The following is a 22,354-nucleotide window of genomic DNA, read 5'->3' as shown; positions in this document are numbered from 1 at the left end:
AGAAGAGAGAGCGAACAGGGCGATCAGGGAATTACGCAGCATTTTTTTCATCATGGCCTCCATTGTGTGTATGAAAGATTGCGTTGTCTTGTTTGTCGTTCTTGTCTTCCCTATAGAGCAGTGACCGTGCCAAGGCCGGAATAAAAAAATGAAGAAATCGATAAGATACCGAAATCAAAAGAAGAAAAAAGTTATTTCTGGGTGTAAATGGATGGTTTAGCGAGAGGCCGGCTGTATACAGAGCACATACACCAGAATTCGGGATAAAGAGCGAAGAATGCCCTTGATACGAATACAAGATACTAGAATCACTACGAATATTTTTTATATTCAGCTGTGATATAAAAACTGAATGTGGAATATATTTTTTCTATGCAGGAGGGGGGAAGGAATAAAAAAACGCCCGGCTGATTGTTCAACCGGGCGTCTGTTGTTTTGCTCTTGCGCTGTTAATGGTCCTGCAGGATCCGCAGCATCCGCCGCAGCGGCTCTGCTGCGCCCCAAAGAAGCTGGTCTCCGCAGGTGAAGGCAGAGAGGTACTGTGGGCCCATCTTCATCTTGCGTACCCGGCCGACCGGGACGCTCAGGGTGCCGGAAACCGCGGTCGGGGTCAGCTGCTCCAGAGTTTCGGCTTTTTTGTTCGGCACCAGCTTGACCCACTGGTTGTCGCCATCGATGATCTGCTCAATTTCTTTGATCGGCAGGTCTTTGTTCAGCTTGATGGTCAGGGCCTGGCTGTGGCAGCGCATGGCACCGATACGTACACAGACACCGTCGACCGGGATCGGGGTTTTGTTGCCAAGAATCTTGTTGGTCTCGACGAAGCCTTTCCATTCCTCACGGCTCTGGCCGTCTTCGACTTCACGGTCGATCCAGGGCAGTACGCTACCGGCCAGCGGGAAACCAAACTCGGCGGTCGGGATGCCGTCGCTGCGCAGGGCTGCAGTGACTTTCTGGTCGATTTCGAGGATTGCCGAACCAGGGGTTTTCAGCTCTTCAGCAACCGATTCGTTGAGGTAGCCCATTTGCGAAAGCAGTTCGCGCATGTTCGGCGCACCGGCACCGGACGCGGCCTGGTAGGTCATGGAAGAGACCCACTCCACCAGCCCGGCCTTGAACAGACCACCGATCGCCATCAGCATCAGACTGACGGTGCAGTTGCCACCGATGAAATCCTTGACGCCGTTTTTCAGAGCCTCTTCAATGACGTCGAGGTTGGTCGGATCGAGGATGATCACTGCGTTGTCTTCCATTCGCAGCGAGGAAGCTGCATCGATCCAGTAGCCGTTCCAGCCGCCTGAACGCAGTTTCGGGTGAACTTCTTTAGTATAGTCACCGCCCTGGCAGGTGATGATCACATCCTGCTCGGCGAGTTTTGTAATATCACTGGCATCCTCCAGGGTGGTGCCGCCGGTCTGACCGAAATCAGGCGCGGTTTGGCCCGCCTGCGAGGTTGAGAAAAAAGTTGCATCTACTCCGACAAGGTCGTTCTCTTCAACCATGCGCTGCATCAGCACTGAACCGACCATGCCACGCCAACCGACTAATCCGACTTTCATTTGCTTTCTCCATGTTGACGGGGGTGAAAAATCGACATATTCTGCGTTTTGACCGAAATTGGTCTGACCAGAATTAGCCGGGAATCATAGCAGTATTTTTTACCAAGTGGTATAGTTTTTCGGTGTTTTTGAAAGCAAAATCGCTCTTTTTTCGAGGAAAAATTGATGATCGACTACGAAGCCGTCCTTCCGCTCGGCAAAACGACCGAATATATCTCCGAGTACGATCCTAAACTGCTTTGCCCTTTTCCGCGCCAGGTGAAGCGGGATGTGATCGGTGTGACCGGCAAGTTGCCCTTTTCCGGCTACGATATCTGGAACGCTTTTGAACTTTCCTGGCTCAATTTGAAAGGTAAGCCGATCGTGGCGATGGGTGAGTTTCACATCCCCTGTGAATCGCCGAACCTGATTGAATCGAAGTCGTTCAAGCTTTATCTGAACTCCTTCAACCAGACGAAGCTGCAAGGATTTGCAGATGCCGAAAAACGAATGGTCACGGATCTTTCTGCTGCCGCCGGCGCTCCTGTGCGGGTGCGATTGTTCGGTTCGGACCAATTTATCACCGAGGAAATTGAATGCTTGCCGGGTGAGCGTATCGATAATCTTGATATCGAGGTGGATGACTATTCCCTTGATCCGGCACTACTGGAGGGGGCGGCTGACCCGCAAAATATTGTCGAAGAAGAACTGCATAGTCATCTGCTGAAAAGTAACTGCCTGGTCACCAATCAGCCGGACTGGGGCAGCGTGCTGATCCGATACAAGGGGGGCAAGCTCGACCGCGAAGCACTACTGCGCTACATTATTTCTTTTCGTCAGCATAACGAATTCCACGAGCAGTGCGTCGAGCGGATCTTTGTCGACCTGATGCGTTACTGCCAGCCTGAATCATTGACGGTCTACGCCCGCTACACTCGCCGCGGTGGCCTCGATATCAATCCCTTCCGCTCCAATTACGAGACCCGCATTGCCAATATGCGGCAGGCCAGACAGTAAATGATGGAATTGCAAACGTCTTTGCTCTATGCGGTTTTTGCTGCTTACTGCGGAGCGGTGTTGTTCTACTTTGTCCATTTGCCGCTACGGCGTTCCTGGCTTTGGCGGACAGCTTTTTCATTGGTGCTCGCTGGCTTCGCGCTGCAGACTGTCTGCCTCGCTCTGCGCTGGTACAGTGGTGGCTACCTGCCGGTGACCAACCTGTTTTCCACCCAGTTCTTTTTCAGTTGGGCACTGGCGGCGACTTATCTTTATTTCGAGTTGCGCTACCGCATTCATGCGGCGGGCCTATTCGTGATCTTTTGCACCCTGCTGCTGCTTGGCAGCGTGTTGCAGCGCAGCGCCGAAATCCCACCGCTGATCCCGATGCTCGACACCCCGCTGTTCACCCTGCATGTATCGCTCTCTTTCGGCGGCTATGCCTTTTTCGCCATGGCCTTTTCTCTCGGCGTGCTCTATCTGTTGCAGAAGAGGTTACAGACAGGTTTGTTGCCTGATCTGTTGCTGTTGCGCAAAATGAATGAAGAGGCCGTCTTTCTCGGCTTCTGCTTGTTTACGCTCTGCATGATTTTTGGCAGCATCTGGGCCTACGTTGCCTGGGGCTATTACTTTTCCTGGAATATCAAAGGAGTCTGGTCCGCCTTGGTCTGGCTGTTCTATGCTGGCATGTGCCACGCTAAATTTATTCGCCGCTGGCAGGGGAGTGGCTATGCAGCGCTTTCGATTGTCGGCTTTGGTCTTGTGCTTTTTACCTATCTCGGGATCGGTCTGCTGATGAGCAGCAACCATCCTCTCGATTGATCGACAGGTGCTGTGATGAGTTTTCAGCGTTTTCTCGACAGTCGTCTCTGGAAGTTGTTCTGCTCGCTCAAGTTGACAATCGTTCTGGCGTCGATCGCAACCCTGCTTGGCGTCGGCGGTTCTATTTTGATGCCGTTCAACCCGGACCTGTTCGGCGACCTCGATGCCGCCCCTTTAAATCTCTGGCTGCTGGAAAAAGCGAGGCAGGCGCCCGAATTGAGTTGGTGGATTCCTGTTGCCGGTGTTTTCGTCGTGCTGCTTGCTGTGAACACTCTCTGCTGTTTTCTTGATTGGCTGTTTCATCTGCGCTCACGTTGGCGTAAAACCGGTGAGTATTTGATCCATCTTGGCTTTGTGCTGATTCTCATCGCTTTTCTCTGGGGCAGTCAGGGCGGGTTTCGCAGTCGCACCGGAATGCTTGTTGGGCAGATGCTGGAATTGCAGCAATTGGGCGTGGTCTTGAAGCTGGAAGAATTCAAGCCGGTTTTGACAGATCGCGGCCGCCCAATCGACATGTACAATGTATTAGCTTTGTACCGAAATGGTGAACAGATTAAAAAAGAGAACGCCAGATTTAATCATCCACTGACTTTTGGTGGTCTTGTTGTTCTGCCCTCTTCCTACGGACAGACGATGCGTGGGGGAAAACGATTAACCTACAGTGTCCTGACAATCAACTACGATCCGGGGGCTCCCCTGGCATTTGCCGGCTGTCTGCTGATGACTGGCGGGGTGCTGCTGAGCCTGTTTTCCTTCTACCGCAAACGGAAGAGGGGAGAACATCCGGATATTCTGTGAAGGAATATTTTGTGAGTGGTAAATATTTTCAGATGGACAACCGGCAGTTGCAGGACTTCCTTGCTGCCGGAGGGGCTTTGGTCGATATTCGCCGGGAAGAAGAATGGCAGCAGACCGGGATCGTTGCAGGCAGTGAACTGCTGACATTTTTTGCTGCCGACGGCAGCAGTCATCCTGAAGGCTGGTTAAAGGAGTTGGATCGACTGGTCCCGCTTGAGCAGCCACTGGCACTGATCTGTCGAACCGGTTATCGCACCGGTCTGATCTGTGATTTCCTGACGGAAGTAAGCAAGCGGAAAAAAATTTACAATGTGACCAACGGAATTTTCGGCTGGCTGGCTGAACAATTTCCGGTAGTTAACGTCCATTTGCAAGCTAAATAGCTAAAAAATAGACGAAAAATTATAGAAACTGGTTTGACATCCGAGTTAAAAGCGCTATCCCTTATAGGGTTGTCTGTTGTTTTGTAGTCATTCAGATTGGTCCGGGAGAGTGCAATGGAATACCTGCATGGTGACCGGGTCCGTATCCTCGGCAAACCGGAATGGGGCCCAGGTTTCGTTCAAGGCAAATGTAAAAACGGCAAGTTGAAAGTATCGTTCGAGCAAGCCGGCAAAAAGACCCTCAGCCTGCAGCACGCCAAATTGATGAAGGTGGTGCTGCGTGATTCGCTCTGGCTTGAGGAGCGTGCCCGCGAGCATTGGCAGGGACTCTGACCTCCGCTTACCTTCTATTTCATTTCATCCAGTAGCCTACGTACTTTTTGCGCCAGCTGAGCCAAGTCGAGCGGCTTGCTGAATACCGCTTTTATGCCAGCGGCCAAGGAGTTATCTACGGAGGCTGATTTAGCGCTAGTCGATTCGGTTTTTGCCGTTATTGAAAAAGTCGGGCAATTCAATACCAAAATAGCGCAGACACATCAGCAGTATCGTGACCGCTGCTGCTTCGTCGAGGTTTCCAATTAGCGGCAGAGTGTCGGGGATCAGCTCGAAAAAGCCTGCAGTCGGATTCAGCAGGTAAAGAGCGCAGATTACTCCGAGGGCGAAAATACCGATTTTTTTCAGATCCATATGCTGTTCCTTGTTCAGCTGTTTTTCAGTTTGTCCAGATCGATATCCATCTCTTTCGCCCGGCGTTTCCACAGTCGTCGCGCCAGCTGTTGCATATCGACCTCGTTATCTCCTTCATCGACGATCTCCAGTCCCAAGAGGGTTTCCAGCAGATCCTCGAGAGTCAGCAAGCCTTTCATGCCCCCGTATTCGTCGACCACCAGCATGATATGAGCCCGATGACTCATGAACTCATCAAAGGCTTTTGACAGCGACATGGTCGCCAGCAGCACCGGGAGATCGCGGCGATATTTTTCCAGCTTGCCAACACCGTTTCCACGCGCCTGTGCCAACAGCAGATCGCTGCGCAGAACGAATCCGGTGACATCATCATGATTTGTTGCGTAAACCGGGATACGGGAAAAACGGACATGGTCGTGTTTGCGGAAGAATTCGTCAACCTGCATCCTTTCCGGAAGCGAGAAAACCACAGTGCGCGGGGTCATGGCATTAGCAATCGGCGTATTCCGCAGCCGTAGCAGGTTCTTCAGGATTGTCGATTCCAGTTTCGCCAGCTGACCTTCTTTGACACTCAAATCGGCCATGGCAGCAAACTCCTGACGGCTGAACCCGGTCAACGTCGGACCATGGGTTAATCCCCTGGTTAACAATTCAGAGAGTTTGACGAAAGGATAGAGCAGCCAGACGAGCCCGGTCAGCCCATAGCTTGTTACCGGTGCCAGCTGTCGCCAGTAATGCGCGCCAAGAGTTTTCGGGATGATCTCGGAAAAGACTAGGATCAGCAAAGTGAGTACGGCGGAGGCGATGCCGACATAGGCGTTGCCGAATACTTTTGCCGCCTGGGCACCGGCTCCAGCTGCGCCGACCGTGTGGGCGATTGTGTTCAGGGTCAGGATTGCCGCCAATGGCTTGTTGATATCGGCCTTAAGGGCTTTCAACCGTTTGCCAGAGCCCTTTCCCCCTTTTGCCAGTAGGGCAACATGGGCGCTGGTGACACTGAGAATGACCGCTTCGGCGACCGAACAGAGGAAAGAGAAAACCAGGGCGATCAGGATGTAGGTAATCAATAGAAACATAGTCAACCGCGTTCAATGTGAAAAAGTTGAGCATAGTTTAACATGCAAATCGACTTGGAGGGATTGCTTGAGCCCTTTTGCGGCTTTAAGCTTAAAATATAAGTAAAGGAGTAGAATATGAAAAAGATGATCGAACTCCGAAACCTGTTTTTGTTTTCTTTGTTGTTCATGCTTTTGGGCTGCCAGGCAACGACAGGATATTATCGGGGCGCGCTGGCGCCATCGGACACGGTTGCCAGCCTGCCAGATGAGACAGGAATTGTCCGGCATTGGGAAGATCTTTATGCCGTGGTGGACTACAGCTGGCGGCAAGATGGCAAAAAGTGGATTATCGATGGAGTGTTCAAATTTTCCGATCGTACCCGAGGGATGATGGCCCGGGTGGACGATTTTGATCTGAAGTTTTTTTTCCTCAACCAGGAGCAGCGGGTGCTTGAATATTTCGACTTGGTGTGGGTTGCAGGAGCGCAGCTCAATCGTGAGGCTGATTTTTCGCATACGGTTGTTTTACCGGAAGGAGCAGCGGCAGTCAGTTTTGGCTACGAAGGAAAGCTGGTTGACGAAGAGGGCTTTGTTGAGAAGGTTTGGAAACTGCCGTTGAGAGCAGCTGAATAAACAAAAGGGGCGACCACATGGCCGCCCCTTTTACTTTGATCTTATTTGCCCCATTTTTCACGGATGCGGGAAACCGCCGTTTCGACATTTTCCCGGTCACCGAAAGCGGAAAGGCGGAAGTAGCCTTCACCGCTTGGGCCGAAACCGCTGCCGGGAGTGCCGACGACGAAGCACTCGTTCAGCAGCTTGTCGAAAAAGTCCCAACTGCTCATTCCTTCCGGGGTCTTCAGCCAGATGTATGGCGCGTTGACACCACCGTAGCATGTAATGCCAGCCTCGGTCAGCCCCTCACGAATGATACGGGCGTTTTCCATATAGTAGTCAATAACCTCTTGCACCTGTGCCCAGCCTTCGTCGGAATAAACGGCAGCGGCAGCTTTCTGCACCGGGTAGGACGCGCCGTTGAACTTGGTCGAAGTGCGGCGGCTCCAGAGCTTGTTGAAGCTGTATCTTTCGCCTGTTTCCGTGGTGCCCATCAGCGCTTCAGGAACCACGATGAAGCCGCAGCGCACGCCAGTGAAACCTGCAGTCTTGGAGAAAGAGCGGATCTCGATGGCACATTCCTTGGCACCTTCGATCTCGTAAATCGAGTGAGGGATATCGGCTTGGGTGATAAAGGCTTCGTAGGCCGCGTCGAAGAAGATGATCGCGTCATTAGCCCGGGCGTAATCGACCCATTGCTTCAGTTCTTCCTTGCTGGCAGCGGTGCCGGTCGGGTTGTTGGGCGAACAGAGGTAGATGATATCAACCTTCTCTTTCGGCAGCTCCGGGGTAAAGTTGTTTTCCTCGGTGCACGGCATGTAGACGATGCCCTCGTAGTAGCCTTTTTCATTCGCCTTGCCGGTGCGGCCGATCATGACGTTGGTGTCGTTGTAGACCGGGTAAACAGGGTCGCCGATGGCGACTTTATTGCCGAGGTCGAAAATGTCGAGCAGGTTGGCACTGTCGCATTTGGAACCGTCGGAAATGAAAATCTCGCTGGTTTTCAGTTCGACGCCGAGTGGCTTGTAGGCTTTTTCAGCCACAACTTCGGCCAGCCAGGAGTAGCCCTGCTCAGGTCCGTAGCCGTGAAAAGTTTCCCCCTTGGCGAGATCATCAACCCCTTCGTGGAAAGCTTTAAGTACGGCCGGAACCAGCGGTCGGGTGACGTCGCCGATACCGAGGCGGATCACTTTTGCGTCCGGGTTGGCATCGGTGAATGCCTTGACCCGGCGGCTGATCTCCGGGAACAGGTAGCCGGCCTGCAGCTTGAGGTAGTTGTCGTTAATACGTGCCATCTGTAAATCTCCTGATTTCGGTTATCTATCAAAGTGTGCAAAAGGCGGCCGGTTCAGGCCGCCTTTTGAGAAGTTCGTTGTGAATCAGTTGGCCTTTTCCTGAACCCATTCACCAGCTTTTTCAACGTCTTTACCGAGCCCGTGGAAGGTCTCACAGCCGGAAATAAACAGGGCTGCAGCGATGAGCAACAGAGCAAGAATACGTTTCATTGTCGTTCTCCTTGAAAAATCGTTTTCTGAAGTGGATTTATTTTAATTCCAGGACATCCTGCATATCGTAAATACCCGGGCCTTTGCCATTTAGCCACAGGCAGGCGCGAGCTGCGCCCCGGGCGAACATGTCACGACTCATGGCACGGTGGCTGATCTCGATCCGCTCGCCCATACCGATAAAGTAAACGGTGTGTTCGCCGACGATGTCTCCCCCACGAACGGTCTGCATACCGATCTCTTCTTTGCTCCGCTCGCCACACATCCCCTCACGATGGAAGTTGGCAACCTTGTTATAGTCGCGACCGAGGGCATCGGCAACCACCTCACCCATGCGCACCGCGGTGCCGGAAGGCGAGTCCTTCTTTTTGTTGTGATGCAGCTCGACCACTTCGACATCAAAACCATCGCCGAGAATTTTGGCCGCTTCTTTGAGCAGTTTGAAGCAGGCGTTGACACCGACACTCATGTTCGGCGCCAGAACCACCGGGATCTTTGCGGCGTATTTTTCTGCTTCAGCGCGTTGTTCCGGGGTGAATCCGGTCGATCCACTGACAACCATTTTGCCCAGCTCGGCACAGACAGCAAGATTCTGCAGGGTGACATCGGGAAAGGTGAAATCGATCAGCACGTCGGCGTTGGCCATCGTCGCAGCCAGGTCATCGCTGATTTTCACCCCCAACTCTCCTGCACCGGCAACCAGTCCAGCATCGAATCCGATTTGTGGATGGTCAGGGCGTTCAACCGCTCCCGTCAGCTCAAGTCCTTCGGTTTCGACTACGGCCCGAATCAGGTGGCCACCCATTCGGCCTGCTGCACCTAAAATCGCTACATTCATTGTGATCGGCCTTTAAATGAGCTGATGCTTGCTGAGGACGGTTTTCAGCTTTTCCAGGGTCGCATCACCCATGCTGACCAGTGGCAGGCGAACATCGGCCTGGCACTTGCCCATCAGGGAAGCGGATGTTTTCACTGGAACAGGGTTGCTTTCGATGAACATCGCCTGGTGGACATCAAGCAGGTTGAGGTGCTGTTTGCGGGCCTCATCCCATTGACCATTCTGAATCGACTTGACCATCGATTTGACTTCTTTCGGCAAGATGTTGGCGGTCACCGAGATAACACCTTTGGCACCACAGGCCATCAGCGGCAGGGTGAGGAAATCGTCGCCGGAAAGAACATCAATTTTATCGCCGGCGTTGGCAATGATTTCACTCGCCTGGGTCAGGTCGCCGGAGGCTTCCTTGATCGCAACGATGTTGTCGAACTCGGCCAGGCGGATGGTGGTTGCGGCGGTCATGTTCATGCCGGTTCGGCCCGGGACATTGTACAGCACCTGCGGCAGGGCAACATTTTCCGCAATCGCTTTGTAATGCTGGAACAGGCCTTCCTGCGAAGGTTTATTGTAGTAGGGAGAAACCAGGAGAATGCCGTCTGCGCCCATTTCCTTGGCGTGTTGAGAAATTTCAATCGCTTCGGCGGTTGCGTTGGAACCGGTGCCGGCAATAACTGGAACTCGTTTGTTAACCTGCTCGATACAGGTTTTGATCACCTGGTTGTGTTCTTCATAATTCAGCGTTGCCGATTCGCCAGTGGTTCCGCAGGGAACGATGACGTCGGTGCCGTTCTCGATCTGGAATTCAATCAGCTGACGGTAGCTTTCCTCATCAAAGGTCCCTTCAGCGGTGAAGGGGGTAATGATGGCAACCATAGATCCGTAAAACATAGCTTCTCCTCTGTCTGCCGCCGGTCAACGATGCCCGGGTGCATGCTGCGATTATCTCTCTGTCACTGTAGTCTTAAATTGAATAAATCCGCAGCCTGGGGGCCGCGGAGTAAACGCTATTGCTATCACAACGCCGTGGGAAAGTAAAGCTCCCACGGCGTTGTTAAACTCAGTGTTTCTGCCAGTTTGTCAGGGGCTTGAAGAAACTTCAGATCCCTGCCTGCGGGGTGGCGTCGACTTCCTCTGACGCGCGTCCTTCGATCTGTTGTTTGCCACGTTTGACCAATAGCCTGACACGATAAAAATAGCGACGGCCATTCTCCAGGCTGAAATCCTCGAAGCGGGCCTCGGTCAGGGGTTGTGCGCTGACCGGGTAAAGGCTTTGCTGATCGTCAAGGCGACGATAGAGCAGGTAACCGATCAGCTCCTCGCCATCACGCAGCTGAGCAGGCTGCCATTGCAGCAGCACCGAGCGATCCTGCGCAGTCGCCACAACCTGCTGTGGTGCCGGGATCGGTTCGACAAACGTCTGGCGCAGGATGATCGGGCGACTCTGTTCACCATCGCTGTCGCGGGCGATTAGCTTGTATTGGTAACCGCTTCCCGCTTGCAGTGGACGGTCGTGGAGCAGATAGCGTTTGTCTGACCGCTGTGCCGGCGTCGGCAGTTCGGGGTTGATGCTGACCAGCAACGACGAACGGTCGAAACATTCGGGGCACTCATTTGCCGGATCATAGCTGCTGCGGTAGATATCGACTACCGGTTGTGCTTTTAGCGGTGAACCATCCTGATTGCTTGTCGGCAGCTGCCAGCCGAGCAGCAACGCATCCCCCTGCTGGCGCAGTTCCGGCGCCTGCACCGATTTCGGTTGCCGGGTTTCCAGCGGTCGTACCGGGCCTTTGTTGCCGCAGGCAGTGAGTAAGGCCAGACAGAGCAGGGCGGAAAAAAGTTTGAATAGTGGCATAAAAATGTCCTGATCAGCGGTTTTTCAGCTGCGCCAGTTCTCGCTCAACCGCTTCACGCGCAGTGCCGCCGGTTGCTTTGCGGGCGTTGACCGAAGCTTCAAGGGTGACGTAATCGTAGATATCCTCTTCGATCAGCTCGGAGAACTCTTTGAACTCGTCAAGGGTCAGTTCTGGGATGTCTTTGCCGTTCTCGACGCAGAAGCGCACGGTCTTGCCGACGACCTCATGGGCCTGGCGGAACGGCAGCCCCTTGCGCACACAGTAGTCAGCGACATCGGTGGCGGTGGAAAAGCCCCGCGCTGCGGCGATACGCATGTTGTCGCCCTTGACCTTCATCTCGGCGATCATGTCGGCGAAGATTTTCAGCGAGCCTTTGACCGTGTCGAGGGTGTCGAACAGCGGTTCCTTGTCTTCCTGCATGTCCTTGTTGTAGGCCAGCGGCAGCGACTTCATCAGCGTCAGCATGCTCATCAGGTTGCCGTAGACCCGGCCGGTTTTGCCACGCACCAGCTCAGGCACGTCCGGGTTTTTCTTCTGCGGCATGATCGAACTGCCGGTGCAGAAGGCGTCGGTCAGTTCGATGAAGTTGAAGTCGGCGCTCGACCAGAGGATCAGTTCCTCCGAAAGGCGCGACAGGTGCATCATCAGGATGCTGGAAAAACTGCAGAACTCGATGGCGAAGTCGCGGTCGGAGACCGAGTCGAGGCTGTTACGGGTCACGCCGTCAAAACCGAGGGTTTCTGCGACCCACTCGCGGTCGATGTTGAAGGTGGTGCCGGCCAGTGCGCCGGCGCCGAGCGGCATCACGTTGAAACGGACGCGCAGGTCCTGCAAGCGGGAAATGTCGCGGGCGATCATTTCGCGATAAGCGAGCATGTGATGCGCATAAAGTACCGGCTGGGCGGTCTGCAGATGGGTGTAGCCGGGCATGATGACGTCGAGGTTTTCTTCTGCCTGCTTGATCAGCGCCGCTTCCAGTTTCGCCAGGTAATCGAGGATGGTGTCGATCTCGTCGCGCAGGTAGAGGCGGATATCGACCGCGACTTGATCGTTGCGACTGCGTCCGGTGTGCAGCTTGCCGCCGACCGCACCGATTCGCTCGATCAGCCGGGCCTCGATATTCATGTGGATATCTTCCAACTCGACCGAGAACTCGACTTTGCCCGCTTCGATATCTTTGAGGATGTCGTTAAGTCCGGCGATGATCTGATTCGCTTCCTCAACTGCAATGATGTCCTGGCGGCCGAGCATCTCGGCGTGGGCCTTGGATCCCTGGATATCGTAAGCGTAGAGGCGTTGATCGAATTCGATCGAGGCGGTGAATTCTTCAACGAATTTATCGGTCGGTTGGGTGAAGCGGCCACCCCAGAGTTTGCTCATGATGTTATTGCTCCAGTTTCTGTGCTGTCGGTTGCAGCCTGTTAGTCGTGAAGATCGGAATTATGCCCGTTCTGGCGACTATCTTCAAGTCGTTGCCAACCGTTTTTAGCAGGTTGGAAAATTCCGTGTATTTTCAAGGGCACCCTGGTGGTGCGTGGGTCGAGTTCGTGGAACATCGGCAGGTTGAAGTAGTAAAGCCGGGTTTCGCTGCCGAAGCGCAAACGGAACACGGGCAGCCCATCGAAATCATCAGCCCGGTACTCGGCGTTGTTCACTGCGGCCATTTTGTGGCTTTTGTGAATAATGACGGCGGAGTGGCCGAAGCTCCAGTTGGGTTTGAACTCGACTCCGCTGGTCGCAGCAGAGGTGTTGCAGAAGACCGTGATCGTGTCCCGAACTCCGGGGGTGTAAGCCAGGTACTCACCATAAAAACCATTGACAACATCGCGAAAAGCCGCATGTTCCGGTTTCGGATTGCACTTGATGACCAGCAGCAGATCAAGCCGTTGACGACTGTGAAAGAAGAGCTGGTTGGCATGTTCGATAATGGCATTGATGTTCGACTGGTACAGATCGCGGTAAACGTAGTCGAGACAGATCAGGCTCATAAAGTTGAAACAGTTCGGCTGGCAGTGAAACAGCGGAAACACTTTACCACGATAAAGGTCATGCTGCGTATCGAGCTGCTCTTCGCCGACAAAAGGATGGCTCTTGGCTTGGGCGAAAACCCGTAATCTGCCACTATTCTCTTTGACCGCAGTAAGACACCAGTTAGTCGGGATTTCGTCAATGTCCCCGGCATCCAGGTCACGGATCACTGAGGCTAGAACCTCGGTATTGTCTTCAGAATAGCGCTGCAGGAAATTGCGGTATTCGGCCAAAGGGACATGTTCGACGCCGAAAACGGTGATCAGGTTGGTCCGGAATCTGTAAGCGATAAATTCCAGCATCTGTTCGACGTACTCTGCCGGCACGGAGGTTTCTGGGAAAATCAGGAAATGACACTTTTTCAAGTTGCCTTCACCGGCAGCAATCAACTCCAGGATCGATTTCAGTTGCGCCCATTTCTGCTCGACATTGGAACCGTCCAGATAGTTTGGAATCTGGCAGATCATGGCATGCAGGTGATGGTCAAGAGGCAGGTCGACGTTAATCTGCTTTTCGATGATTTCAAACATCGTCCAAGCCTCCTCAGCCCTTGGCGTCCGATTTTGACAACGACGTTGCTCCTGGCAGTTCCTGTGAGCGGTCGCTGTCTGTTTCCGGGCAGGGGAGATTGAGATCGGGATAAACCTGATTGAGGATGTGACGACCGCCGGGGGGGATCAGAAGGCTGTGCAGCTCTTCTGTGTCAAACCACTTGGCCTCGGTGCATTCGGTCCCGTTCGGGGTCAGGTCGAACGTTAGGGGCGCAACCCTGTAATAGAGAATGACGAAATGATCGTTTTTGCTGCCAACGTTGACATGCTCATAAACGTCGATCAGTCTTTCGACTCGAATATCGATGCCAATTTCTTCCCGCACTTCCCGATGCAGGGCAGCGATAATCGGCTCACCGTGATCGATCTTGCCGCCCGGCATCACCCACTGGCTGCAGAAGGGTTCGATGCAACGCCGGGTTAGCAGCACCCGGTTTCGCTGGTCGATGATGCAAGCGACCACCGAGGTTTTGATCGACTGTTTTTGGTAGTCCATGCGTTGACCGCTGGAAAGAAAAATCGGGGCACAGCGACCTGTGCCCCGAATCGTTTTACTTCAGATTTTTTTCCATCATGCTGCGAATGCGCAAACGCAGGGCGTTGAGCTTGATGAAGCCCTCGGCGTCCGCCTGGTTGTAAACCTCGTCCGCCTCAAAGGTGGCGAAGTCGACGTTGAACAGCGAGTGGGTATCAGACTTGCGGCCGACGGTGCGGCAGTGGCCTTTGTACAATTTAACGCGGGCAACGCCGTTGACGGTTTTTTGTGTATCGTCGATCAGGGTCTGCAACGCTTCACGCTCCGGCGAGAACCAGTAGCCGTTGTAGACCATGGCAGCATAGCGCGGGACCAGAGAGTCGCGCAGGTTCATCACTTCGCGGTCCATGGTGATCTGCTCGACGCCGCGGTGGGCTTCCTCAAGGATGGTGCCGCCCGGGGTCTCGTAGACGCCGCGGCTCTTCATGCCGACGTAGCGATTCTCCAGCAGGTCGAGACGACCGATGCCATGCTCGTAGCCGTACTGGTTAAGTTTGGCCAGCAGGTCAGCCGGGGAGAGGCGCTCGCCGTTGACGGCGACGGCATCACCCTTTTCAAACTCGATCTCGAGAAATTCCGGAGTGTCCGGGGCGTCTTCCGGACGTTTGGTCAGGACATACATTTCTTCCGGAGCTTCTGCCCAGGGATCCTCCAGCACGTCGCCTTCGAAGGAGATGTGCAGCAGGTTGCGGTCGGAGCTCCAGGGGAACTTCTTGCTGGTCGGAACCGGAATGCCGTGCTTCTTGGCGTAATCTTCCAGTGCGGTGCGGCTGTTCAGATCCCACTCGCGCCAAGGAGCGATGACCTTGACACTCGGGTCGAAGTGGTAGTAGCCGAGTTCGAAACGGACCTGGTCGTTGCCTTTGCCGGTGGCGCCGTGGGAAACAGCGTCGGCGCCTTCCTTGGCGGCGATTTCCATCTGCGCCTTGGCGATCAGCGGGCGAGCGATGGATGTGCCGAGGAAGTAGCGTCCCTCGTAGATAGCGTTGGCGCGGAACATCGGGAAAACGAAGTCACGCACGAACTCTTCACGCAGGTCGAGGATGTGGCAGGCACTGGCGCCGGTATCGGCAGCCTTTTTCGGAATACCATCCAACTCTTCGCCCTGACCCAGGTCGGCCGAAAAGGCGACGACTTCGCAACCATATTCTTCGATCAGCCATTTAAGAATGATCGAGGTATCCAACCCGCCGGAGTAGGCGAGGACGGCCTTTTTAACTTCACCTTGTTTACCCATATCTTTTCTCCTTGAGAACAGGCTCTTTTGTCGGCCTGGTTTTATAGTTTGATCACGTAAGTATCGGATATTTTATCATGAAGCCCTTGCTTTTGCCGGTCGAATGCAATCATTAAATAGCCGATGGCAAAAATGATTCCGGCAACGAACTTTCCAACAACCTCGCGCAGGGCTGCACGATTGTAATTTATCTGGCTGCCATCACAGCAAATAACCTTGATGCGCAGTGCCATCTTGCCCGGTGTTTGCCCGCAGTTTCCGGTAAAGACGATGTAGTAAGCAATGCCGAGCAGGTAATTGAAAAGGATTACCAGAACGGCGAGATTCTGTGGAGCCTTTATCGCGGTGGCCATGCCAAAGACTGCCAGGATCGAACCGAGCAATGTCTGCAGGATGAAAATGATCAGTCCATCCAACAAGGTGGCGATCAGGCGTAACCAAAATCCTGCTTTTGGTCGCTCGACTGCTTTCGTTTTTCTTCTGCTCCCCGGGGCCGGTTGAGGGCTCAGTAACTTCTCAGCCGGCTCCGCTGCAGACTTCGTTTCAGCTGCCAAGCTGAAATCCTGAGCGCATTTCGGACAGGTTGCCCGGGTTGTGCCAAGAGGCACAGCTGATGGGTCAACCTGCTTGCTGTAATTGCAGCGCGGGCACGTAATGCGCATAAAATTTATTTCGCCATCAAGCTGGCCATAATTGCTTTCTGCACGTGCAGACGATTTTCCGCTTCGTCGAAAATGATCGAGTTAGGGCCTTCGATCACCTCGTCGGTGATTTCTTCGTCACGGTGTGCCGGCAGGCAATGCATGACGACGCAATCGGCAGCGGCCATCTTGACCAGTTCGCTGTTGATCTGGAAGCCGACGAAGGCTTTTTCCCGCTCTGCCTGCTCCTCCTCCTGCCCCATGCTCGCCCAGACATCGGTGTTGAGCACATCGGCACCGGCAGCGGCTTCCTTCGGGTCGTTGGTGAAGATCAGTTTGGCACCTGCTTTTTCTGCCCGGGCGATAACGGCGGCATCCGCCTCGTAGCCTTTAGGCGTGGCCACGCGCAGCTCGAAACCGAAAATAGCAGCCGCGTTGATCCAGCTGTTGGCCATGTTGTTGCCATCGCCGATCCAGCAGTACTTCAGGTTGCGGTAATCCTCTTTATGTTCCTGCACCGTCATCAGATCGGCCATGATCTGGCAGGGGTGATACATATCGGTCAGGCCGTTGATCACCGGAGCGTCGCAATACTCGGCAAATTCCTCGACTGCAGCCTGCGAATAGGTCCGGATCATGATACCGTCACAGTAACGACCCATCACCCGGGCCGTGTCCTTGATCGGTTCACCGCGGCCCATCTGGGTATTACCGGAAGAGAGGAACAGGGCGTGACCACCAAGCTGGAACATACCGACCTCGAAAGAGACGCGGGTCCGGGTCGAGCTTTTTTCGAACAGCATACCTAGGGTCTGGCCTTCGAGCAGCTTGTGCGCCTCTCCAGCTTTCTGCTTCGCTTTCAGCTCTTTTGCCAGGGCGAACATTTTTTCCAGATCGGCCAGCGACCAATCGGACAGGCAAAGGAAATCTTTCATCATTTTTTCTCCTGATATTCGGCAAAAATCCCCTCGAGGATTTCTATCATCTGGTCGATTTCATCAGTATCTATGATCAAGGGTGGAACGAACCGCAGAACTTTGTCGACGGTACAGTTGATCAGCAGGCCACGTTCGAGTGCTGTTTTGACCATTTCGCCGCCAGCAATGTTCAGTTCCATGCCGATGATTAGGCCGCGGCCGCGAACCTCGACGACGAAGTCGTACTTTTCCTGCAGCTCTTCCAGCTTAGCACGCAGGTAATCGCCCGTTTTGCGACAGTTTTCGAGGACACCATCTTCAAGGTAAACTTTCATCGCGGCCAGTGCTGCACTTGCCAGCAGCGGGTTGCCGCCGAAGGTCGAACCGTGGGTCCCAGGGCCGAGGGCGCCGGCATGTTTTTCGCGGCTGATCATGGCGCCGATCGGCGGTCCACCGGCCAGAGCTTTAGCCAGGGTCATGATGTCCGGCTCGACTCCTTCCTGCTGGTAGGCGAACAGCGAACCGGTCCGGCCGCAGCCGACCTGAACCTCGTCGAAGATCAGCAGCAGGTTGTTCTCGTCGCACAGCTCGCGGATCGATTGCAGGTAGCCGGCGGGCGGAATGTTGACGCCACCTTCGCCCTGTACCGGTTCCAGCATGATAGCGCAGGTGTTCGGACCGACCGCCGCGCGCATCGCTTCGAAATCGCCGAAGGGCACGTGTTTGAAGCCGGGTAGCATCGGTGCGAAACCTTCTTTGACTTTATCCTGGCCGGTGGCGCTGATACCTGCCAGGGTCCGGCCATGGAAAGAGGCGACGGCAGTGATCACCTCGTTACGCTCTTTGCCGTGGTTCTCGTAGCTGTATTTGCGCGCCAGCTTGATCGCTGCTTCGTTGGCTTCGACACCGGAGTTGCAGAAGAACACCCGGTCACCGAAGGAGTGCGTGCAAAGCAGTTCCGCCAGCTCAATCTGCTGAGGGATGTGGTAGAAGTTGGAGCAGTGCAGCAGTTTGCCAGCCTGCTCCTGAATCGCCTTGACGACCTTTGGATGGCAGTGGCCCAAATTGTTGACCGCAACACCCGCAAGAAAATCGAGGTAGCGCTTGCCATCGACGTCGAGCAGCCAGCAACCGTCGCCGCAGTCGGCAACCAGCGGGTAACGGCCGTAGGTGGCAGCAACATGAGTCAGCCCCCGGTCGATCCACTCTTGTGATTTGCTCATTTGTCGAACCTCGCAACCGCGGTACCGATCCCCTTGTCGGTAAAGATCTCGAGCAGGCAGGCGTGCTCCATCCGGCCATCGATGATGTGGGCTTTGAAAACGCCCTCTTCAACCGCATCGACGCAACAGTTGATTTTCGGGATCATGCCACCGGAGATGGTTTCATCGTTGATCAGGTCGGGCACCCGGCCAACGTCAATGGTCGAAATCAGCTTGCCCTGTTTGTCTTTCACCCCTTCGATGTCGGTCAGCAGGATCAGCTTTTCAGCTTTCAACGCCCCGGCTATGCGACCGGCAACCAGGTCGGCATTGATGTTGTAGGTTTCGCCGTTCAGGCCGACGCCGATCGGTGCGATCACTGGGATGAAATTACTCTCTTCCAGCGCGCTGATCACGGTTGGATCGACGCTTTCAACCTCACCGACCATGCCGATATCGATAATTTCGGGTGTCAGGGTCTCCGGGTTGACCGCCTTCATCTCCAGCTTACGGGCGCGGATCAGGCCGCCGTCCTTGCCGGTCAGGCCGACCGCTTTGCCGCCGTGCAGGTTGATGTTTTTGACGATCTCCTTGTTGACCTTGCCGCCGAGCACCATCTCGACCACGTCCATGGTGGCGCTGTCGGTGACCCGCATTCCTTGAATGAAGTTGCTTTCGATCTTCATCGCTTCGAGCACTTTACCGATCTGTGGCCCACCGCCGTGGACCACGACCGGGTTCAGGCCGATGTACTTCATCAGGATGATGTCACGGGCGAAGCCCTCTTTCAGTTTTTCTTCGACCATGGCGTTACCGCCGTATTTGATGACGATGGTTTTGCCGTAGAAGTTTTTGATCCACGGCAGTGCTTCCATCAGCACGTTCGCTTTATTTATAAGTTCTTGCATTCTCTGTTTACCTCGGAGCGTTGATGCTCCTGAACTGCGTTAAAGAATGTATCTCGACAGATCCTCGTCTTTGCTGATGTCTGACAATCGTCGTCGGACCTCTTCAGCATCGATCACCACCTTGTTGTCAGTCAACTCCGGGGCGTCGAAAGAGAGCTCTTCCAGCAGCTTTTCCATGATGGTGTGCAGCCGCCGCGCACCAATATTCTCAGTGCGGTCGTTGACGGTTTTGGCCATCAGGGCAATTTCGCGTATCGACTCTTCCGTGAACTCGAGGTCGATTTTTTCCGTTTCCAGCAGCGCTTTGTACTGCCGTGTGAGGGCGTTCTTCGGCTCGGTCAGGATGCGGTAGAATTCTTCTTCGCCGAGGCTGTCCAGTTCGACCCGGATCGGGAAACGACCCTGCAGTTCCGGGATCAGGTCGGAGGGTTTCGAAACGTGGAAAGCGCCGGCCGCGATGAACAGCACGTGGTCAGTTTTCACCGGTCCATGCTTGGTGTTGATGGTGCTGCCCTCAACGATCGGTAGAATGTCACGTTGCACCCCTTCGCGGGAAACTTCCGGGCCGCTCATGCCTTCACGGCTGGCGATCTTGTCGATCTCATCTATGAAAATAATGCCGCTCTGCTCGGTCCGCTCGCGCGCCAGGGTGGTGACCTTCTCCATGTCGACCAGCTTTTCAGCTTCCTGCTGGTTGAGGATTTCCCTCGCCTCGCTGACCTTGATCCGCTTGCGCTTGGTCTTTTTCGGGAACAGGTTGCCGAACATTTCCTTCATGTTCATGCCGAGGTCTTCACCGCCCTGCGGAGTGAGAATATTCATCGTCGGCATGCTGCTCGATTCGGTTTCCAGCTCGACGAAGCGATCATCAAGTTCACCCATGCGCAGCAGCTTGCGCAGCTTGTCGCGGGTGTGCTGGTGCTTCTCCTGCTTGTCCGGCGAATTGTCGGCGTCGCCCGGCAGCAGCAGGTCGAGCAGTTTCTCCTCGGCGTTCGCTTCCGCTTTGACGTGCTGGTGCTTTGCTTCCTCTTCCTTGACCATGATGATGGCCAGTTCAAGCAGGTCGCGCACCATGCTCTCGACGTCGCGGCCGACGTAACCGACCTCGGTGAACTTGCTCGCTTCGACCTTGATGAACGGAGCCTGGGCAAGTTTTGCCAGGCGCCGGGCGATCTCGGTTTTACCGACGCCAGTGGGGCCAATCATGATAATATTTTTCGGTACGATCTCGTCGCGCAGGTCAGCGTTCTCCACCTGCTGGCGCCGCCAGCGGTTGCGCAGGGCGACGGCAACGGCACGCTTGGCGTCGTTCTGGCCGATGATGTAGCGATCCAGTTCGGAAACGATTTCTCTCGGGGTAAAGTTTGTCACTTGATGACCTCAACAGCGATCTGGTCGTTGGTGTAAATGCAGATTTCCGCGGCAATTTTCAGCGCTTCCTCAGCGATCATTTCGGCCGGGTGTTCCGAGTGGCGCAGCATGGCTCGGGCCGCTGCCTGGGCAAAGCTTCCGCCGGAACCAATGGCAGCGACACCGTCATCCGGTTCAATGACATCACCGGCACCGGAAATCACCAGTGAGCAGTCCTTGTCGGCAACGATCAGCAAAGCTTCAAGGCGGCGCAGCACGCGGTCGGTGCGCCAGTCTTTGGCCAGCGCAACGGCGGCACGTTGCAGGTTGCCGCGAAATTCCTGCAGCTTGGCTTCAAATTTTTCGAACAGGGTAAAGGCATCGGCGGTACTGCCGGCAAACCCTGCCAGAACCTGGTCCTGGTAGAGGCGGCGGATCTTGCGTGCGCCGTGCTTCATTACGGTGTTGCCGAGGCTGACCTGCCCATCTCCTGCCAAAGCGACCTGGTCGCCCCGACGAACACAGCAGATTGTTGTTCCCTTGAACATCGGCATTCTCCTGAAATCAGCTTGCGGGGTGAAAAAAAGACGAAATATAGCACAAAGGACCGGTGGAAAAAAGCTTTAGATCACTGAAATGGCGGGGGAAATAGCAGTTTTTTCGTTCGCTCGAATTATTCCGGCAGGGGGAATTCGATTGTGGCGACGGTTCCCAGGCTGGGGCTGCTGTCGAGGTGGAGTTTTCCGCCCATGTTGCGGACGAACTCACGGGCATAGAAAAGGCCGAGGCCAAAGCCTCGAATCTGACCAGTATTCTCCAGGTCGACCTGGTAGAACTTGTTGAAAATTTTTGGCATTTCGTCTGCCGGTATGCCGCAGCCGGTATCGCTGATCTGTAACTTGACCAGGTTGTCGTTGAGGCTGCCTTCGAACGTAATGCTGCCACCTTCGGGGGTGAACTTGATCGCGTTATCAAGCAGAGCACGGATGGCGAAGCTGATCCGCTCGCGGTCGAGTACAATCGGTTCCGGCGGCAGGGGAGGCTCGATGTTTATCCGGAAATCGATCTGTTTGTTGGCCGCGGCAATTTCCATTGCTGCTGCAACCTGCCGCGCCACTTTGCCAAGTTCGATTTGCTCAAGCTTTATGTGCCCATCCTGCAGGATAACGTTGCTGAAATATAGCAGGTCTTTGATCAGGTGTTCCAGGTGGAGGGCTTCCGCCTGCACCATTGACAAGGTTTTCTGGAAGCCTTCTTCGTTGGGGTCGCCGATGCCATCGGCGATATTCTGTACGAACAGAGAGATCGCAGTCGTCGGGGTTTTCAATTTGTGCGAGATCAGGCCGAGGAAATCACTCTTTAACTTGTCGAGCTGCTTCAGGTTGGCAATCTCTTTGCGCATGACTACTTTGTCGAGCACTTTGTCGACAGTGGTACGCAATTGCAGCAGGTTGATCGGTTTGCTGATGAAGTCATCAGCGCCCGCTTTCAGTGCCTGCAGAATGACCTCTTTTTCGGTGTAGCCGGTCATCAGGATGACGGCCAGGTCCGGCTGCTCGCGCTTGATTGTGCGCAGCAGATCCAGCCCGTTCATGTTCGGCATCATCACGTCGCTGAGGATGATGTCGACGTCATGTTTCTCCAGCACGTTGAGGGCCTGGCGGCCATCCCCCGCCTGGACAACATCAAAATTGTTGAGGGCACGGGCGCAGAGCTGGCAGATGATCGGCTCATCATCGACGACCAGCAGGGTCTTTTTTTTCTGCTCCTGAATTAATTCAGGTTGGCTGACCAGCTCTTGTTGCAACATCCGTGTTTATTCCATCAGAAAGAGATCTTTTCAGAAAACGTGACTTCCGACAAATATAGCCGATCTGCAGGAGAAGTCTAGA

25 protein-coding genes and 1 pseudogene are annotated in these 22,354 nt (G+C 54.5%); 6 read left to right on the top strand and 20 right to left on the bottom strand.

The genetic code is table 11. The annotated features are described in order from the left end of the window. Positions 1-449 precede the first annotated feature (449 nt). Positions 450-1,559, bottom strand: a complete 1,110-nt coding sequence (gene asd / locus BUB13_RS15225; protein ID WP_072909625.1) for an aspartate-semialdehyde dehydrogenase — start codon at positions 1,557-1,559, stop codon at positions 450-452. A gap of 165 nt (positions 1,560-1,724) precedes the next feature. On the opposite strand from asd, the gene queF reads away from it, so the two are divergent. The 5 genes from queF (at position 1,725) to BUB13_RS15200 (ending at position 4,870) form a co-directional block, all read left to right on the top strand. Continuing rightward, a complete protein-coding gene (gene queF, locus BUB13_RS15220) occupies positions 1,725-2,555 on the top strand; it encodes an NADPH-dependent 7-cyano-7-deazaguanine reductase QueF (protein WP_072909624.1) in 831 nt (276 codons plus the stop codon). Beyond that, positions 2,556-3,356: a cytochrome c biogenesis protein CcsA gene (gene ccsA / locus BUB13_RS15215; protein WP_072909623.1), complete on the top strand. Its 801-nt coding sequence runs from the start codon at positions 2,556-2,558 to the stop codon at positions 3,354-3,356. Positions 3,357-3,371: 15 nt separating this feature from the next. Continuing rightward, a complete protein-coding gene (locus tag BUB13_RS15210) occupies positions 3,372-4,154 on the top strand; it encodes a cytochrome c biogenesis ResB family protein (protein ID WP_072909622.1) in 783 nt (260 codons plus the stop codon). An 11-nt stretch (positions 4,155-4,165) separates the two neighbouring features. Then, positions 4,166-4,537 (top strand): rhodanese-like domain-containing protein, encoded by a 372-nt coding sequence (locus BUB13_RS15205; RefSeq protein WP_072909621.1) that lies wholly within the window; start codon positions 4,166-4,168, stop codon positions 4,535-4,537. A 114-nt stretch (positions 4,538-4,651) separates the two neighbouring features. Next, positions 4,652-4,870, top strand: coding sequence for a DUF3553 domain-containing protein (locus BUB13_RS15200; RefSeq protein ID WP_072909620.1), 219 nt, complete (start codon positions 4,652-4,654; stop codon positions 4,868-4,870). Positions 4,871-5,005: 135 nt separating this feature from the next. Here BUB13_RS15200 and BUB13_RS15195 read toward each other — a convergent pair whose 3' ends face one another. Together BUB13_RS15195 and BUB13_RS15190 are read right to left on the bottom strand one after the other, a co-directional pair. Next, positions 5,006-5,224 (bottom strand): DUF1232 domain-containing protein, encoded by a 219-nt coding sequence (locus tag BUB13_RS15195; protein ID WP_084092191.1) that lies wholly within the window; start codon positions 5,222-5,224, stop codon positions 5,006-5,008. Positions 5,225-5,238: 14 nt separating this feature from the next. After that, complete coding sequence (locus BUB13_RS15190) at positions 5,239-6,300, bottom strand: CNNM domain-containing protein (protein WP_072909619.1); 1,062 nt, start codon at positions 6,298-6,300, stop codon at positions 5,239-5,241. Between the two features lie 117 nt (positions 6,301-6,417). Here BUB13_RS15190 and BUB13_RS15185 point away from each other — a divergent pair, with 117 nt between their 5' ends. Further along, complete coding sequence (locus tag BUB13_RS15185; RefSeq protein ID WP_072909618.1) at positions 6,418-6,915, top strand: hypothetical protein; 498 nt, start codon at positions 6,418-6,420, stop codon at positions 6,913-6,915. A gap of 41 nt (positions 6,916-6,956) precedes the next feature. On the opposite strand, the gene BUB13_RS15180 is transcribed toward BUB13_RS15185, so the two are convergent. From BUB13_RS15180 to BUB13_RS15100, 17 genes and pseudogenes are all read right to left on the bottom strand, one after another. Next, positions 6,957-8,192: an LL-diaminopimelate aminotransferase gene (locus BUB13_RS15180; protein ID WP_072909617.1), complete on the bottom strand. Its 1,236-nt coding sequence runs from the start codon at positions 8,190-8,192 to the stop codon at positions 6,957-6,959. Positions 8,193-8,276: 84 nt separating this feature from the next. After that, complete coding sequence (locus BUB13_RS15175; protein ID WP_072909616.1) at positions 8,277-8,402, bottom strand: entericidin A/B family lipoprotein; 126 nt, start codon at positions 8,400-8,402, stop codon at positions 8,277-8,279. 37 nt (positions 8,403-8,439) lie between these two features. Further along, positions 8,440-9,240 (bottom strand): 4-hydroxy-tetrahydrodipicolinate reductase, encoded by an 801-nt coding sequence (gene dapB / locus BUB13_RS15170; RefSeq protein WP_072909615.1) that lies wholly within the window; start codon positions 9,238-9,240, stop codon positions 8,440-8,442. Positions 9,241-9,252: 12 nt separating this feature from the next. After that, positions 9,253-10,128 (bottom strand): 4-hydroxy-tetrahydrodipicolinate synthase, encoded by an 876-nt coding sequence (gene dapA / locus BUB13_RS15165; protein WP_072909614.1) that lies wholly within the window; start codon positions 10,126-10,128, stop codon positions 9,253-9,255. Positions 10,129-10,336: 208 nt separating this feature from the next. Further along, entirely contained in the window at positions 10,337-11,092 is a 756-nt protein-coding gene (locus BUB13_RS15160) for a fibronectin type III domain-containing protein (RefSeq protein ID WP_072909613.1), read from the bottom strand. 13 nt (positions 11,093-11,105) lie between these two features. After that, positions 11,106-12,473, bottom strand: a complete 1,368-nt coding sequence (gene argH, locus BUB13_RS15155) for an argininosuccinate lyase (RefSeq protein WP_072909612.1) — start codon at positions 12,471-12,473, stop codon at positions 11,106-11,108. 41 nt (positions 12,474-12,514) lie between these two features. Next, positions 12,515-13,651 (bottom strand): hypothetical protein, encoded by a 1,137-nt coding sequence (locus tag BUB13_RS15150; RefSeq protein WP_072909611.1) that lies wholly within the window; start codon positions 13,649-13,651, stop codon positions 12,515-12,517. A 13-nt stretch (positions 13,652-13,664) separates the two neighbouring features. Then, positions 13,665-14,168: an NUDIX domain-containing protein gene (locus tag BUB13_RS15145; protein ID WP_072909610.1), complete on the bottom strand. Its 504-nt coding sequence runs from the start codon at positions 14,166-14,168 to the stop codon at positions 13,665-13,667. A gap of 55 nt (positions 14,169-14,223) precedes the next feature. Then, complete coding sequence (locus BUB13_RS15140; RefSeq protein ID WP_072909609.1) at positions 14,224-15,444, bottom strand: argininosuccinate synthase; 1,221 nt, start codon at positions 15,442-15,444, stop codon at positions 14,224-14,226. Positions 15,445-15,485: 41 nt separating this feature from the next. Continuing rightward, positions 15,486-15,998, bottom strand: coding sequence for an RDD family protein (locus tag BUB13_RS18665; protein WP_167366816.1), 513 nt, complete (start codon positions 15,996-15,998; stop codon positions 15,486-15,488). Between the two features lie 15 nt (positions 15,999-16,013). After that, positions 16,014-16,106, bottom strand: a pseudogene (locus BUB13_RS19545) (zinc-ribbon domain-containing protein); the annotation flags it as partial. A 5-nt stretch (positions 16,107-16,111) separates the two neighbouring features. Continuing rightward, positions 16,112-17,023: an ornithine carbamoyltransferase gene (gene argF / locus BUB13_RS15125; RefSeq protein ID WP_072909608.1), complete on the bottom strand. Its 912-nt coding sequence runs from the start codon at positions 17,021-17,023 to the stop codon at positions 16,112-16,114. Continuing rightward, on the bottom strand, positions 17,020-18,225 hold the full coding sequence (locus BUB13_RS15120) for an aspartate aminotransferase family protein (RefSeq protein WP_072909607.1): 1,206 nt from the start codon (positions 18,223-18,225) through the stop codon (positions 17,020-17,022). The genes argF and BUB13_RS15120 overlap by 4 nt, the downstream gene beginning before the upstream one ends. Then, entirely contained in the window at positions 18,222-19,112 is an 891-nt protein-coding gene (gene argB / locus BUB13_RS15115) for an acetylglutamate kinase (protein WP_072909606.1), read from the bottom strand. Before argB ends, BUB13_RS15120 begins: the two co-directional genes overlap by 4 nt. A 39-nt stretch (positions 19,113-19,151) precedes the next feature. Then, positions 19,152-20,483, bottom strand: coding sequence for an ATP-dependent protease ATPase subunit HslU (gene hslU, locus BUB13_RS15110; RefSeq protein ID WP_072909605.1), 1,332 nt, complete (start codon positions 20,481-20,483; stop codon positions 19,152-19,154). Continuing rightward, complete coding sequence (gene hslV, locus BUB13_RS15105) at positions 20,480-21,010, bottom strand: ATP-dependent protease subunit HslV (RefSeq protein ID WP_208610185.1); 531 nt, start codon at positions 21,008-21,010, stop codon at positions 20,480-20,482. The genes hslU and hslV overlap by 4 nt, the downstream gene beginning before the upstream one ends. Positions 21,011-21,135: 125 nt before the next feature. Next, the gene (locus BUB13_RS15100) at positions 21,136-22,272 is read right to left on the bottom strand and encodes a hybrid sensor histidine kinase/response regulator (RefSeq protein WP_072909603.1); all 1,137 of its coding nucleotides are present in this window, start codon (positions 22,270-22,272) and stop codon (positions 21,136-21,138) included. Between the last annotated feature and the right edge of the window lie 82 nt (positions 22,273-22,354).

This window comes from Malonomonas rubra DSM 5091, assembly GCF_900142125.1.
Classification (GTDB): Bacteria; Desulfobacterota; Desulfuromonadia; order Desulfuromonadales; family Geopsychrobacteraceae; genus Malonomonas; species Malonomonas rubra.
The sequence above is the reverse complement of the archived record's forward strand: the minus strand, read 5'-3'. Positions and strand labels throughout refer to the sequence as shown.

Bases quoted from the DNA above. Each gene is read 5' to 3' on its own strand.
- asd (WP_072909625.1), bottom strand. From the start codon at position 1,559: ATGAAAGTCGGATTAGTCGGTTGGCGTGGCATGGTCGGTTCAGTGCTG.
- queF (WP_072909624.1), top strand. From the start codon at position 1,725: ATGATCGACTACGAAGCCGTCCTTCCGCTCGGCAAAACGACCGAATAT.
- ccsA (WP_072909623.1), top strand. From the start codon at position 2,556: ATGATGGAATTGCAAACGTCTTTGCTCTATGCGGTTTTTGCTGCTTAC.
- BUB13_RS15210 (WP_072909622.1), top strand. From the start codon at position 3,372: ATGAGTTTTCAGCGTTTTCTCGACAGTCGTCTCTGGAAGTTGTTCTGC.
- BUB13_RS15200 (WP_072909620.1), top strand. From the start codon at position 4,652: ATGGAATACCTGCATGGTGACCGGGTCCGTATCCTCGGCAAACCGGAA.
- BUB13_RS15195 (WP_084092191.1), bottom strand. From the start codon at position 5,224: ATGGATCTGAAAAAAATCGGTATTTTCGCCCTCGGAGTAATCTGCGCT.
- BUB13_RS15190 (WP_072909619.1), bottom strand. From the start codon at position 6,300: ATGTTTCTATTGATTACCTACATCCTGATCGCCCTGGTTTTCTCTTTC.
- BUB13_RS15185 (WP_072909618.1), top strand. From the start codon at position 6,418: ATGAAAAAGATGATCGAACTCCGAAACCTGTTTTTGTTTTCTTTGTTG.
- BUB13_RS15180 (WP_072909617.1), bottom strand. From the start codon at position 8,192: ATGGCACGTATTAACGACAACTACCTCAAGCTGCAGGCCGGCTACCTG.
- BUB13_RS15175 (WP_072909616.1), bottom strand. From the start codon at position 8,402: ATGAAACGTATTCTTGCTCTGTTGCTCATCGCTGCAGCCCTGTTTATT.
- dapB (WP_072909615.1), bottom strand. From the start codon at position 9,240: ATGAATGTAGCGATTTTAGGTGCAGCAGGCCGAATGGGTGGCCACCTG.
- dapA (WP_072909614.1), bottom strand. From the start codon at position 10,128: ATGTTTTACGGATCTATGGTTGCCATCATTACCCCCTTCACCGCTGAA.
- BUB13_RS15160 (WP_072909613.1), bottom strand. From the start codon at position 11,092: ATGCCACTATTCAAACTTTTTTCCGCCCTGCTCTGTCTGGCCTTACTC.
- argH (WP_072909612.1), bottom strand. From the start codon at position 12,473: ATGAGCAAACTCTGGGGTGGCCGCTTCACCCAACCGACCGATAAATTC.
- BUB13_RS15150 (WP_072909611.1), bottom strand. From the start codon at position 13,651: ATGTTTGAAATCATCGAAAAGCAGATTAACGTCGACCTGCCTCTTGAC.
- BUB13_RS15145 (WP_072909610.1), bottom strand. From the start codon at position 14,168: ATGGACTACCAAAAACAGTCGATCAAAACCTCGGTGGTCGCTTGCATC.
- BUB13_RS15140 (WP_072909609.1), bottom strand. From the start codon at position 15,444: ATGGGTAAACAAGGTGAAGTTAAAAAGGCCGTCCTCGCCTACTCCGGC.
- argF (WP_072909608.1), bottom strand. From the start codon at position 17,023: ATGATGAAAGATTTCCTTTGCCTGTCCGATTGGTCGCTGGCCGATCTG.
- BUB13_RS15120 (WP_072909607.1), bottom strand. From the start codon at position 18,225: ATGAGCAAATCACAAGAGTGGATCGACCGGGGGCTGACTCATGTTGCT.
- argB (WP_072909606.1), bottom strand. From the start codon at position 19,112: ATGCAAGAACTTATAAATAAAGCGAACGTGCTGATGGAAGCACTGCCG.
- hslV (WP_208610185.1), bottom strand. From the start codon at position 21,010: ATGTTCAAGGGAACAACAATCTGCTGTGTTCGTCGGGGCGACCAGGTC.
- BUB13_RS15100 (WP_072909603.1), bottom strand. From the start codon at position 22,272: ATGTTGCAACAAGAGCTGGTCAGCCAACCTGAATTAATTCAGGAGCAG.